We start from the raw sequence: 12,332 nt of genomic DNA on the forward strand, positions 1-12,332 counted from the left end.
TTGACGCGCCGCTGCCGTCCGACCGGTCCGTCTTAACGCACCCTTGACGCGATCAGCGGCCTCTTCCTTAGGACCTTGCGTCACTCTCTGCTTACGCTGGTGCCGCCGTCCGTGTGATGGCCGGAATCCCGCAACGAGCCGCACACCAAACGAGCCGCACATCAGGAGAACACCTCGATGGCCACCACCGAAAAGACGCAGCCGAGCCGGTTGCGGACGTGGATGCTGGAGGGCCTCTCCGACATGGCGGGGAGCCACCAGGGTCCGCACGCCCAGCCCGAGCTCGCGCACAAGGGCCAGCGATGGTGGCGCGTGATGTGCCTGACCGGCGTCGACTACTTCTCCACCCTCGGCTACCAGCCGGGCATCGCCGCCCTCGCCGCCGGCCTGCTCTCGCCCGTGGCCACCATCGTGCTCGTGATCGTCACCCTGGGGGGCGCACTGCCCGTGTACCGGAGGGTGGCCGAGGAGAGCCCGCACGGGCAGGGCTCGATCGCGATGCTGGAGCGGCTGCTGACCTTCTGGAAAGGCAAGCTGTTCGTCCTCACGCTGCTCGGGTTCGCCGCCACCGACTTCCTGATCACCATCACTCTCTCGGCGGCGGACGCCTCCACCCACCTGGTCGAGAACCCGCACCTGAACAGCGTCCTGCACGACCAGCAGATGCTGATCACACTCATCCTGGTCGCCCTGCTCGGCGCGGTGTTCCTCAAGGGATTCCTGGAGGCCATCGGCGTCGCCGTGGCTCTCGTGGGCGCCTACCTCGCGCTGAACGCCGTGGTCGTCGCCGTGGGCCTGTGGCACGTGGTCACCGAGGGCCATGTCGTCACCGACTGGTCAACCGCCCTGACGGCCGAGCACGGCAATGTCTTCGCCATGATCGGCGTCTCCCTGCTGGTCTTCCCGAAGCTCGCGCTCGGCCTCTCGGGGTTCGAGACAGGCGTCGCGGTGATGCCGCACGTGGAGGGCGAGCCCGGTGACACCGAGGAGCGGCCGGTCGGCCGTATCCGGGGCACGAAGAAGCTGCTGACCACGGCCGCTGTGATCATGAGCGTGTTTCTGATCTGCACGAGCTTCCTCACCACGCTGCTGATCCCGGAGAAGGAGTTCGAGGAGGGTGGCAGCGCCAACGGCCGCGCGCTGGCGTTCCTGGCTCACGACTACCTCGGCAACGCCTTCGGCACGGTGTACGACGTCTCGACGATCGCGATCCTGTGGTTCGCCGGAGCGTCCGCCATGGCCGGGCTGCTCAACCTGATGCCCCGCTATCTGCCCCGCTACGGCATGGCTCCGCACTGGGCCCGCGCCGTCCGCCCCATGGTGATCGTCTTCACCCTGGTCGGCTTTCTCGTCACCTGGATCTTCGACGCGGACGTGGACGCCCAGGGCGGCGCCTACGCCACGGGTGTGCTGGTCCTGATCTCCTCGGCGGCCATCGCCGTGACCATCGCGGCCCGCAAGGCCCGCCAGCGCGGCTGGACCATCGCCTTCACCGTCATCTCGGCGGTCTTCCTCTACACGACGGTTCTGAACATCATCGAGCGCCCCGACGGCGTGAAGATCGGCGCATGCTTCATCGCCGCCATCATCATCGTCTCGCTGCTCTCCCGCCTCGCCCGCGCCTTCGAACTCCGTGTCACCCGCGTCGAGCTGGACACCATGGCGGAACGATTCGTCAGGGACACCGCCCACCGCAAGATCCGGTTCATCGCCAACGAGCCCGACAACCGCGACATCACCGAGTACCGGGAGAAGATCGAGCAGATCCGCCACGACAACGACGTCCCGACCCCCGAGGACTTCATCTTCGTCGAGGTCACCGTCACCGACCCCTCCGAGTTCGAGGCGGGCCTGACCGTGCGCGGCGAGGTCCTGCACGACCGCTATCGGGTCCTGACCCTGGAGAGCTCCTCGATCCCCAACGCCCTGGCGGCCCTGCTCCTCCACGTCCGCGACAGCTCCAGCCAGATCCCGCACATCTACTTCGAGTGGACCGAGGGCAACCCCTTCGCCAACTTCCTCCGCTTCTTCCTCTTCGGCCAGGGCGAGGTCGCCCCCGTCACCCGCGAGGTCCTCCGCGAGGCCGAACCGGACCGGTCACGCCGGCCGCGGGTCCACGTGGGCTGACCCGACCTCGCGCGAGCTGCGCATCCGTGTCCGGGCCCGGTCGCTTCGTCGCTTCTCGAAAACCGGGCCTGGTCACTTCTCGAAATCCGGGCCCGGTCATTTCTCGAAGCGGTAGCCCATGCCCGGCTCGGTGATGAGATGCCGCGGGCGGGCGGGGTCCGGCTCCAGTTTGCGTCGCAGCTGGGCCATGTAGACCCGCAGGTAGTTGGTCTCGGTCTGGTACGCGGGGCCCCAGACCTCCTGAAGGAGCTGTTTCTGGCTGATCAGCCTGCTCGGGTGGCGGATCAGCACCTCCAGCAGGTGCCACTCCGTCGGTGTCAGCCGCACGTCGTTCCCACCCCGCCGCACCCGCTTCGCGATCAGATCGACGGTGAATTCCTCCGTGGTGACGATCGCGGTGGCGTCGGTGGTGTCCGCCTCCTCGGTACGGCGGACAGCGGCGCGCAGCCGGGCCAGCAGCTCGTCCATGCTGAAGGGCTTGGTGACGTAGTCGTCGGCTCCGGCGTCAAGGGCCCTGACCTTCTCCTCCGAGGTCTGGCGGGCGGACAGCACCAGGATCGGCGACCGTGTCCAGCCCCGTAGCCCCTTGATCACTTCCACGCCGTCCATGTCGGGCAGACCCAGATCGAGCAGCACCACATCCGGGTGGTGGGCGGCGGCGAGCCGGAGCGCGGTGGCCCCGTCGGCGGCGGCATCCACGTCGTAGGCGCGCGCCCGCAAGTTGATCACGAGAGCGCGTACGAGCTGCGGCTCGTCCTCGACCACCAGCACCCGGGTCATCGATGTTCCTCCTTCGTGCGCGCCTCCATCCTGACAGTTCAGGATCAGCGCGGCGCCCTTCCCCCGGTCGTTAACGGCTCCCATACGACGACCCGCTCACTCTTGACGCGCCCCATACGCCGAGGGGGCGCGTGGTGCGCCTCGCTGAGTCAGTCACCCCCGTCGGCGAGGGTGCCGATGTCGACGTCGATCAACGATATTCACACGTCGAGACCTCCGCGCCTGACGAGCTGGCTCGCGATGACGTTCCGCTGGATCTCGTTGGTGCCCTCGCCGACGATCATCAGCGGGGCGTCTCGGAAGTAGCGTTCGACGTCGAATTCGGTGGAGTAGCCGTATCCGCCGTGGATGCGGACGGCGTTGAGGGCGATCTGCATGGCGGTCTCGGAGGCGAAGAGCTTCGCCATGCCCGCCTCCATGTCCACGCGGCGCCCCGCCTCCGCCTCCCGGGCCGCGTACAGAGTGAGCTGGCGTGCCGCCGTCAGCGAAGTCGCCATGTCTGCGAGGTAGTTGCCGATCGACTGATGCCTCCAGATCTGCTTGCCGAACGACTCCCGCTCCTGCGCGTAGGCGAGGGCGTCCTCCAACGCGGCCCGGCCGACGCCGAGCGCGCGGGCGGCGACCTGGAGGCGTCCGGTCTCCAGGCCCTTCATCATCTGCGCGAAGCCCTTGCCCTCGACCCCGCCCAGTACGGCATCGCCCGGCGCCCGGTAGCCGTCGAACGACAACTCGCAGCTCTCCACGCCCTTGTAGCCGAGCTTGGGCAGGTCACGGGAGACGGTGAGGCCGGGTCCGTGCTCGACGAGCAGGATCGAGATGCCCTGGTGGGCGGGTTCCGCATCCGGGTCGGTCTTGCACAGCAGGGCGATCAGGCCCGCCCGCCGGGAGTTGGTGATCCAGGTCTTCGCGCCATTGACCACGTAGCCGTCGGCGCCCTTGCGGGCGACGGTGCTCATGGCCTGGAGGTCGGAACCGCCGCCCGGCTCGGTGAGCGCCATGGTCGCGCGGATCTCGCCGGTGGCCATCTTCGACAGGTACCGGCGCTTCTGCTCCTCGGTGCCGAAGTCCAGCAGCAGCTTGGCGACCACGGTATGGCCGCCCATCGCGCCGGCCAGGCTCATCCAGCCGCGGGCCAGCTCCTCGGTGATGAGGACGTAGCACGGGGTGGAGACCGGGGTGCCGCCGTACTCCTCCGGGACGGCGAGGCCGAAGATGCCGAGCCGCTTCATCTGCTCGATCAGGGCCTCGGGGTAGGTGTTGGCGTGCTCCAGTTCCCGGACGACAGGCTTCACTTCGTTGTCCACGAAGTCGCGCACTGTCCTGACGATGAATCGCTCGTCCTCGGACAGGATGTCGAGGGTGCTCATGCTGTGACGCTCCTTGCTGACAGGGCGGAAGGACTGAAGGACTGACAGGTGGTCAGATGACGCGGTCGCCCCTCAGGCCCTTGATGTCGGCTGTGCTGTGTCCCAGTTCGGCCAGGATGGCCTCGGTGTGTTCGCCCACGGCGGGGACGGCGTCCATACGCGGACCCGCCCCCGCAAGGTCGACCGGCGGCACCAGCGTCGGCACGGCCACACCCCCGGGGATCCCCACGTCCTGCCAGCGGCCCCGCGCATCGAGCACGGGATGCGCGAGGAACTCCTCGACATCGTTGACCCCGGCGTTGGCGATGCCCGCGCCGTCCAGCACCGTCATCACCTCCGCACTGTCCGAGCAGCGGAACCGCTCGGCCACGATCGCGTCGAGCTCCTCGCGGTGCGCCACACGGTCGCTCCCGGTGGCGAAGCGCGGATCGTCGACCAGCTCCGGGCGCCGCAGGAAGCGTTCGCACAGGGCGGCCCATTCGCGTTCGTTCTGGATGGAGAACAGCACGTCCTTGCCGTCGGCGGCGGTGTAGGCGCCGTAGGGGGCGATGGTGGCGTGCTGGGTGCCGATGCGTGGGGGCTGCATACCGCCGTGGCGGGTGTAGTAGGCGGGCTGGCTCATCCACTCGGCCAGTGCCTCGAAGAGGGAGACCTCGACGGCGCGGGCGACACCGGTGGTGGCGCGGGTGTACAGGGCGGTGAGGATGCCGGAGTAGGCGTACATGCCCGCGGCGATGTCGGCGATCGACACCCCGGTACGGGCCGGGCCGTGTGCGTTGCCGGTCAGCGACACCAGGCCGGTCTGGCACTGGACGAGCAGGTCGTAGGCCTTGCGGTCGGCCCACGGCCCGCTGGTGCCGTAGCCGGAGATGGTGCAGCAGATCAGGGACGGCTGCCGGTCGGCGAGGGCGGGCGCGTCCAGGCCCAGCCGGGCGGCGGCGCCGGGAGCGAGGTTCTGCACGAACACGTCGGCGCCGCCCAGCAGTTGCTCCAGCACGGCCCGGCCCGCGTCCGACTTCAGGTCGAGAGTGAGGGATTCCTTGGAGCGGTTGAGCCACACGAAATAGCTGGACTGGCCGTGCACGGTGGTGTCGTACCGGCGTGCGAAGTCGCCCTCTCCCGGGCGCTCCACCTTGATGACCCGCGCGCCGAGGTCGGCCAGCTGCCGCGTGGCGAAGGGAGCCGCCACCGCCTGCTCGACACTGACGACGGTGACACCGGACAGCGGCAGCCGTCCCGTCGGTTCCTCGGGGTGCTCGGGCATGCGGTGACCTCCAGGAGCGGGCGAAGTACCATCATGAACACTCATGACATCCATAGTGAAATAGCAAGAACTGATATCACCATGCTGGGACCCAATGGAGGTGAGGAGGCCCCTTGGACATCAAGCAGCTCAAAGCGCTCGTCACCGTCGCGGAGGTGGGCAGTGTCACGCGTGCCGCGGAGCTGCTGCATCTGGTGCAGCCCGCCGTGACCCGGCAGATCCGCACCCTGGAGGAGGAACTCGGCGTCCCCCTCTTCGAGCGCACCCGGCAGGGCATGCGTCCCACCGAGGCCGGCGCGATCATGGTGGACCGCGCACGGCGTGCCCTGAACGAGCTCGAACGGGCCCGCGCCGAGGTGCAGCCCACCCCCGGCGCCGTGACCGGCATCGTCACCATCGGCCTGCTGGAGAGCACCAGCGACCTGCTCTCCGAGCCGCTCGTGTCGGCCGTCGCCCACCACCACCCCGGAGTCGAACTACGTCTGATGACCGCCTACTCAGGCCACCTCCAGCAGTGGCTCGACGACGGCGACCTCGACCTGACCCTGCTCTACAACCTGGACAGCACGCCGTCCCTCAACGCCCGCCCGCTGGTACGGGAGCACCTGTGGGCCGTCGCTCCCCCGTCCGCCGGGCTGCGGGCCGACCGGCCCGTGCCGTTCTCGGAGGCCGCATCGCACCCCCTGGTCATGCCCGCCTCCGGGCACGCCCTGCGTACGCTCATCGACGGCGCGGCGGCACGGGCGGGGGCCGCCATGGACGTCGTCGTCCAGACCAACTCCATGCGCGTACAGAAGCAGCTCGTCCTGGCCGGGCACGGCTGGACCGTCCTGCCCGGCGTCGGTATCGCCGAGGACGTCGCGCAGGGCAGCCTGAGCGCCGCGCCCCTGTGCGAGCCCGACGTATGGCGCTCGATCGTTCTCGGCACTCCACGGTCCGGCCGCACGCCGCCCGCCGTCCAGGTGGTCGCCCGGGAACTGGTCCGCCAGATCAACTCGGCCGTGACGCAGGGCAGATGGCCCTCCGCCCAAGCCCAAGGGACCGCTGCGGACGTCCCTCCGCATCCCGGCGCGTCATAGGCGAGGAGCGGGCGCCCGGCGAAGGGCGCCGACCGCGCATCCTGCTGCCGGTGCCCTGCCGCCATGGTTCCGCAGGTCGCCGGCCGTGCGGGGTGCGCGTCATGCGGGCAGGGCATGCGGGCAGGGCATGCGGGCATCACCATTTTCTATTGTTCAACCTCATCCATCAGCACTCATGATGATGGCACCTTGAGCCGACCGAGCAGCGGAGTCGCTACGGATGAGCCAGACCCACGCACCGGCACCCTCCTGGCAGGAGGACGTATGCGCCGCACTGAAGAAGCGCGGCATCCAGCAGATCGCCCATGTCCCTGACTCCGGCCACTCCCACACCATCCTCGAAGCCCAGCGCGACCCGGCCATCCGCGACGTGGTGCTGACCACCGAGGAAGAGGGCGTCGCCGTCGTCAGCGGCGCCTGGCTGGGTGGTCAGCGCTCCGTGCTGCTGATGCAGAGCAGCGGCGTGGGCAACTGCGTCAACATGTTCTCCCTGCTGCGGATGTGCCGGTTCCCCTTCCTCACTCTGGTGACCATGCGCGGCGAGTACGCCGAGTTCAACCCGTGGCAGGGACCCATGGGCCGTACCACCCAGCAGGCCCTGGAACTCATGGGCATCACCGTCGTACGGGCCGACCGCCCGGAGGATGTCGAGGAGACCGTCGAAGCGGCGCTGGACTCGGTGTTCGAGGCGGGCGAGCGCGTCGCCGTACTCCTCGGTCAGAAGCTGATCGGCCGCAAGAAGTGGGAGCGCAAGTGATGACCGCCCTCGGCGCCCAGGCCCGTACCGGCACTCAGGCCCAGACCGGCACCCCGCCCCGGATCGACCGCCGCCGCTTCGTCGCCGACCTGATCTCCCGTCTCCCCGAGGACGCCCTGGTGGTGTCGGGGCTCGGCTCGCCCAGCTACGACGTGTTCGCGGCCGGCGACCGTCCCGGCAACTTCTACCTCTGGGGCGCGATGGGCGCCGCCGCGCCGCTCGCCCTCGGTCTCGCCCTGGCGCAGCCGGAGCGCCCGGTCGTCGCGATCACCGGCGACGGCGAACACCTCATGGGGATCGGCGCGTTGGGCACCATCGGTGCCGTACTGCCGCCCAACCTCACCATCGTCGTACTGGACAACGCGCACTTCGGCGAGACCGGTATGCAGCCCAGTCACACCGGGCTGGGCACCGACCTGGTCGCCGTCGCCCGGGGCTTCGGCATCCGCGACACCGTACGGATCACCGACCTCGACCAGGCCGAGGACCTCGCCGCCCGAATCCGGGCCCGCACGGCGACCACGTACGCGCAGGTGCTGATCACCACCGACGAGCCGCCGCGCGCCCTGCCGCCCCGTGACGGCGTGGCCAACAAGAACTCCTTCCGCGCCGCGCTGGGCCTGAGCACTTTCTGACCCGTGCCCGACCGGACCGGGCCGTTGAATCGAGATTCGCCATGCAGCGCTACGACATGTTCATCGACGGGGAGAGCCGGGGGCCCGCCGGAGGCGAATGGTTCCCCACCGACAACCCCTACCTGGGCACCCCGTGGGCCGAGATCGCCCAGGGCGGGTCGCAGGACGTGGACGACGCGGTACGAGCCGCCGACCGCGCCCTGCACACCGGCCCCTGGGCCGAGTCGACCGCCAGCGCACGAGGTGCGCTGTTGCGGCGGCTCGGTGACACGATCGCCGACAACGCCCGACGCCTCGCCGAGACCGAAGTGCGTGACAACGGCAAGCTCTTCACCGAGATGTACGGTCAACTGAGCTATGTGCCACAGTGGTTCCACTACTACGGCGGGCTCGCGGACAAGATCGAGGGCACCGTCCCCCCCGCTGGACAAGAAGGGCTACTTCACCTACACGAAGAAGGAGCCCGTGGGGGTGGTCGCGGTGATCACGCCCTGGAACTCCCCGCTGTTGCTGCTGGCCTGGAAGATCGCCCCGGCACTTGCCGCCGGGTGCACCGTCGTCATCAAGCCGTCGGAGTTCACCTCCGCCTCCACCGTGGAGCTGGTCCGGCTCTTCCACGAGGCGGGGCTGCCGCCCGGCGTGGTCAACGTCGTCACCGGGTTCGGCAAGGACGTCGGCGCCACCCTCGTCGAACACCCGCTGGTCCGGAAGATCACCTTCACCGGCTCGGACGCCACCGGCCGCCACATCAACCAGGCCGCCGCCCGCGACTTCAAGCACGTCAGCCTCGAACTCGGCGGCAAGTCACCCAACATCGTCTTCGCCGACGCCGACCTCGAAGCCGCCGTCAACGGCGCCGTCTCCGGCATCTTCGCCGCCACCGGACAGACCTGCATCGCCGGCTCCCGGCTGCTGGTGCAGGAGAGCGTGCACGACGAACTCGTGGGCAGGGTGGTGGAACTGGCGCGCACCGCCCGCATGGGCGACCCCATGGACGAGGGCACGCAGGTCGGTCCCATCACCACCCCGGCGCAGTACGCCAAAGTCCTCGGCTACGTCGACATCGCACAGCGGGAAGGCGCCGAACTCGCTCTGGGCGGCAAGCCCGCCGCCCGCCCGGAGTGCGGCAGCGGCTGGTTCGTCGAACCGACCATCTTCACCGGCGTACGCAACAGGATGCGCATCGCGCAGGAGGAGGTCTTCGGGCCTGTCCTCGCGGTCATCCCGTTCACGGACGAGGACGAGGCCGTCGCGCTCGCCAACGACAGCCGCTACGGCCTCGGAGCCGGCGTCTGGACGAGCGACATCGGCCGCGCCTTCCGGATGGCCGACCACATCCGCTCCGGCACGGTGTGGGTCAACACCTACCGCGCGGTGAGCTATCTGGCGCCCTTCGGCGGCTTCAAGGACTCCGGCATCGGCCGCGAGAACGGTATCGCCGCCGTCACCGCGTACCTGGAGGACAAGAGCGTCTGGATCAACACCGGGGCGCCCACCGGCAACCCGTTCGTCCTGCGCTGAAAGGCCCGCAAAAGCAAGCGCCCTTCCCCCAGCGACAAGAGCAACGGAGCTTCCCATGTCGCAGCCATCCGCTCCCGCCTCCGCACGCTCCCGGGTCACCGCCAACGTCATACGCGGCTGCCTGGGAAACCTGATCGAGTGGTACATACTCGGCGCTGGCCGCCATCATCAAGGCCGAGATGTTCCCCACCAAGGTCCGGGCCCTGGGCGTGGGCCTGCCGCACGCCCTCGTCACCGCGACCTTCGGCGGACTGACGGAGCCGATCGCGCTGGCGCTGAAGGAGGGAGGCCACGAGGTGGTCTTCTTCTGGTACGTCACCGCGTGCGTGGCGCTGACCTTCCTGGCCACCGTCTTCGTACGCGAGCCGTCCCGCACCTCGCTCCTGGAGACGGCCCCCTCACTCGACCAACGCCCAGCGGCACACAAGATCTGAAGGACAGAAGGACCATGCTGCCCACCCCGTCCCCGCTCAGTTCGTACGTGGAGTCCTGGACTCCCGGGCCGGTCACGGACGACGACCCCCTGCCCACCGGCCCGGCGGCCGCTCTCTCGGCCGTACTGGACCTGCCCGGCGCCGTCGCCAAGGCCGGTGAGCCGCTCCCCCCGCTGTGGCACTGGCTGTATTTCCTGAACTGGCCCGCGCAACGGGATCTCGGAGCCGACGGCCACCCCCTGCACGGACACTTCCTGCCGCCGATCCCCCACCGGCAGCGCATGTGGGCCGGAGGCCGTTGCGAGATCACCGAACCGCTCCGCCTCGGCGAACCGGCCGAACGCATCAGCTCCCTGAGTTCCGTCACCGCCAAGCACGGCCGCACCGGCGAGCTGCTCTTCGTCACCGAGCGCCGGGAATTCCGGCAGCACGGCCGGACGTGCCTCGTCGAGGAACAGGACATCGTCTACCGGTCCGGACGCGGCGCCGGACAACACCCCGGCCAGCTCGACGAGTCCGCCTCACCGTGGCCCGAGGACCCCTGGCAGCTGCCGCTGCACCCCGACCCGGCGCTGCTCTTCCGCTTCAGCGCCCTCACCGCGAACGCGCACCGCATCCACTACGACGCCCCGTACTGCCGGGACGAAGAGGGCTACCCCGGGCTCGTCGTCCACGGCCCGCTGCTGGCCCTGCTCATGCTCGAACTGCCCCGCCGCCACACCCCGGAACGCCGGGTGCGCACGCTGTCCTACCGGCTGCGGCGGCCGGTGTTCGCCGGCGAGCGCCTCGTGGCCTGCGGCACCCCCTCCGACCAGGGCGCCGAACTGCGCATCGCCACCCACAGGGAGGCACGGCACGCCACGGCGCAGGTGACCTTCGTATGAGCACGCTCCCCGACCGCATCGCCACGGCCAAGAGCCTGCTGTTCGTGCCGGGAGACCGGCCCGACCGCTTCGACAAGGCGCTCTCCTCCGGAGCCGACCTGGTCATCGTCGACCTCGAAGACGCGGTCGCCGCGCACGACAAGGACCGCGCCCGTGACCACGCCGCCGCCTGGCTCGCCCTCGGAAACCGGGCGGTCCTCAGGATCAACCCGCCCGGAACTCCCTGGTCGGAGGCCGACCTCAGCACTGCGGCGGACCACGGATGTCCGGTGATGGTGCCCAAGTCCGAGGACCCCGCCGTACTCGCCGACCTCGCAGCCCGCACGGCCGGACGGTGCGACCTCATCCCGCTCATCGAAACCGCCCTCGGCGTGGAGCGGGCCCACGCCGTGTGCGCCACGCCCGGCACATCGCGCGCCGCCTTCGGCAACGTCGACCTGGCCGCCCAACTCGGCGTCACCCACGACGACCACGCGGCGCTGGCGTACGCCCGTGCCAGACTGGTCCTCGCCTCGGCCGCGGCAGGCATCAGCCCGCCCGTCGACGGCGTCACCACCGCCGTACGCGACGCGGTCGTGCTCACCGCGGACATCGCCCACGCCCGGCGGCTGGGCTTCACGGGCAAACTCTGCGTTCACCCGGCCCAACTCCCGGCTGTCGCCGACGAGTTCGCCCCGTCGGCGGAGGAGCTGCGGTGGGCCCGTGCCGTCCTTGACGCCGGGGACTCCGTCACCACGGTCGACGGAGAGATGGTCGACAAGCCGGTGCTGGATCGCGCCCGGCGCGTTCTGTCGCTGGCCGACGAAGGGCACCTGTCCCCCACGAATAAGTGCAGTTCACTCGAAGATGCTTCCAACTCCTCTACCACAGAGGTTTTCTGACGGACCATCGGGTAACTCGGCGGGGCGTCGGCCGGGAGGGACCCGGCCGGGAGAGGAGTTTCGATCATGAACCGTACAGTTGGCCGGACGGCCGGGATCCTGACGAGTGCGACGGCCATGGCCGTCCTGCCCTCGGTCAGCGCGGCGGCGGCTCCCGCACAGGCGCAGCCCTGCGTGCAGAAGGTGGCCGTCGTCAACAACGCGGGCTTTGTCCTTTCATGGACCCCCACCGCCCGCACCGGCGAACAGTCGGCCCCGTCCGACGACTACCCGATCAACCAGACCAGGATCATCGACCTGTCCACCACGGCCTTCGCGGAGAGGACGGACGTCCGTCCGTATGTGCAGGCGGTCGGCGGGACCAATGAGTTCGGCAGTTCCTACGTGTCCTACTGCGACAACGGCCAGACGGCCACGTACACCGTCACCGGGACCACCTTCGACTACTCGGTCACCCGGCTGACCTGACCAGCCTCCCACGGGAAGCCGCGCCGGAAGCGGACGTGATGTGTCTTCCGTTGCGCAAGCCAGCGTCCGCTTCCCCCGGCCCCCTGGAAGGCGTTCCGTCCCCGCACGTGCGGGGATTCTGGGAGAATCGGGTCA

The 12,332-nt window shown here is 69.5% G+C and carries 12 protein-coding genes and 1 pseudogene; 10 read left to right on the forward strand and 3 right to left on the reverse strand.

The features are described 5' to 3' along the window. The first annotated feature begins 177 nt into the window (after positions 1-177). The gene (locus FE633_RS07980; RefSeq protein ID WP_138044389.1) at positions 178-2,127 is read left to right on the forward strand and encodes an APC family permease; all 1,950 of its coding nucleotides are present in this window, start codon (positions 178-180) and stop codon (positions 2,125-2,127) included. Between the two features lie 96 nt (positions 2,128-2,223). Here FE633_RS07980 and FE633_RS07985 read toward each other — a convergent pair whose 3' ends face one another. The 3 genes from FE633_RS07985 to FE633_RS07995 form a co-directional block, all read right to left on the reverse strand. After that, the gene (locus FE633_RS07985) at positions 2,224-2,907 is read right to left on the reverse strand and encodes a response regulator (RefSeq protein WP_138044390.1); all 684 of its coding nucleotides are present in this window, start codon (positions 2,905-2,907) and stop codon (positions 2,224-2,226) included. A gap of 200 nt (positions 2,908-3,107) precedes the next feature. Continuing rightward, on the reverse strand, positions 3,108-4,274 hold the full coding sequence (locus FE633_RS07990) for an acyl-CoA dehydrogenase family protein (protein ID WP_138044391.1): 1,167 nt from the start codon (positions 4,272-4,274) through the stop codon (positions 3,108-3,110). 52 nt (positions 4,275-4,326) lie between these two features. Further along, a complete protein-coding gene (locus tag FE633_RS07995; protein ID WP_138044392.1) occupies positions 4,327-5,538 on the reverse strand; it encodes a CaiB/BaiF CoA transferase family protein in 1,212 nt (403 codons plus the stop codon). Positions 5,539-5,651: 113 nt separating this feature from the next. Between FE633_RS07995 and FE633_RS08000 the strand changes: the two genes are divergently transcribed. From FE633_RS08000 to FE633_RS08035, 9 genes and pseudogenes are all read left to right on the forward strand, one after another. Next, positions 5,652-6,617, forward strand: a complete 966-nt coding sequence (locus FE633_RS08000; protein ID WP_138044393.1) for a LysR family transcriptional regulator — start codon at positions 5,652-5,654, stop codon at positions 6,615-6,617. Between the two features lie 220 nt (positions 6,618-6,837). Next, positions 6,838-7,374 carry a thiamine pyrophosphate-binding protein gene (locus FE633_RS08005; protein ID WP_138044394.1) on the forward strand — a complete coding sequence of 179 codons (537 nt, stop codon included), beginning with the start codon at positions 6,838-6,840 and terminating at the stop codon, positions 7,372-7,374. Further along, positions 7,374-8,009, forward strand: coding sequence for a thiamine pyrophosphate-dependent enzyme (locus FE633_RS08010; RefSeq protein WP_138044395.1), 636 nt, complete (start codon positions 7,374-7,376; stop codon positions 8,007-8,009). Before FE633_RS08005 ends, FE633_RS08010 begins: the two co-directional genes overlap by 1 nt. Before the next feature lie 56 nt (positions 8,010-8,065). Then, a pseudogene (locus FE633_RS49165) lies at positions 8,066-8,368 on the forward strand (aldehyde dehydrogenase family protein); the annotation flags it as partial. Next, positions 8,367-9,530: an aldehyde dehydrogenase gene (locus FE633_RS08015; RefSeq protein ID WP_246113492.1), complete on the forward strand. Its 1,164-nt coding sequence runs from the start codon at positions 8,367-8,369 to the stop codon at positions 9,528-9,530. The pseudogene FE633_RS49165 and the gene FE633_RS08015, both read left to right, overlap by 2 nt. A gap of 179 nt (positions 9,531-9,709) precedes the next feature. Further along, entirely contained in the window at positions 9,710-9,964 is a 255-nt protein-coding gene (locus FE633_RS08020) for a hypothetical protein (protein WP_212747182.1), read from the forward strand. A gap of 14 nt (positions 9,965-9,978) precedes the next feature. Continuing rightward, a complete protein-coding gene (locus FE633_RS08025; protein ID WP_138044396.1) occupies positions 9,979-10,848 on the forward strand; it encodes an HTD2 family dehydratase in 870 nt (289 codons plus the stop codon). Then, the gene (locus tag FE633_RS08030; RefSeq protein ID WP_138044397.1) at positions 10,845-11,729 is read left to right on the forward strand and encodes an HpcH/HpaI aldolase/citrate lyase family protein; all 885 of its coding nucleotides are present in this window, start codon (positions 10,845-10,847) and stop codon (positions 11,727-11,729) included. Before FE633_RS08025 ends, FE633_RS08030 begins: the two co-directional genes overlap by 4 nt. 66 nt (positions 11,730-11,795) lie before the next feature. After that, complete coding sequence (locus FE633_RS08035; RefSeq protein WP_138044398.1) at positions 11,796-12,197, forward strand: hypothetical protein; 402 nt, start codon at positions 11,796-11,798, stop codon at positions 12,195-12,197. The last annotated feature ends 135 nt before the right edge of the window (positions 12,198-12,332 follow it).

This window comes from Streptomyces montanus, from assembly GCF_005786655.1.
Classification (GTDB): Bacteria; Actinomycetota; Actinomycetes; order Streptomycetales; family Streptomycetaceae; genus Streptomyces; species Streptomyces sporangiiformans.

Bases quoted from the DNA above. Each gene is read 5' to 3' on its own strand.
- FE633_RS07980 (WP_138044389.1), top strand. From the start codon at position 178: ATGGCCACCACCGAAAAGACGCAGCCGAGCCGGTTGCGGACGTGGATG.
- FE633_RS07985 (WP_138044390.1), bottom strand. From the start codon at position 2,907: ATGACCCGGGTGCTGGTGGTCGAGGACGAGCCGCAGCTCGTACGCGCT.
- FE633_RS07990 (WP_138044391.1), bottom strand. From the start codon at position 4,274: ATGAGCACCCTCGACATCCTGTCCGAGGACGAGCGATTCATCGTCAGG.
- FE633_RS07995 (WP_138044392.1), bottom strand. From the start codon at position 5,538: ATGCCCGAGCACCCCGAGGAACCGACGGGACGGCTGCCGCTGTCCGGT.
- FE633_RS08005 (WP_138044394.1), top strand. From the start codon at position 6,838: ATGAGCCAGACCCACGCACCGGCACCCTCCTGGCAGGAGGACGTATGC.
- FE633_RS08010 (WP_138044395.1), top strand. From the start codon at position 7,374: ATGACCGCCCTCGGCGCCCAGGCCCGTACCGGCACTCAGGCCCAGACC.
- FE633_RS08015 (WP_246113492.1), top strand. From the start codon at position 8,367: ATGTGCCACAGTGGTTCCACTACTACGGCGGGCTCGCGGACAAGATCG.
- FE633_RS08020 (WP_212747182.1), top strand. From the start codon at position 9,710: ATGTTCCCCACCAAGGTCCGGGCCCTGGGCGTGGGCCTGCCGCACGCC.
- FE633_RS08025 (WP_138044396.1), top strand. From the start codon at position 9,979: ATGCTGCCCACCCCGTCCCCGCTCAGTTCGTACGTGGAGTCCTGGACT.
- FE633_RS08030 (WP_138044397.1), top strand. From the start codon at position 10,845: ATGAGCACGCTCCCCGACCGCATCGCCACGGCCAAGAGCCTGCTGTTC.
- FE633_RS08035 (WP_138044398.1), top strand. From the start codon at position 11,796: ATGAACCGTACAGTTGGCCGGACGGCCGGGATCCTGACGAGTGCGACG.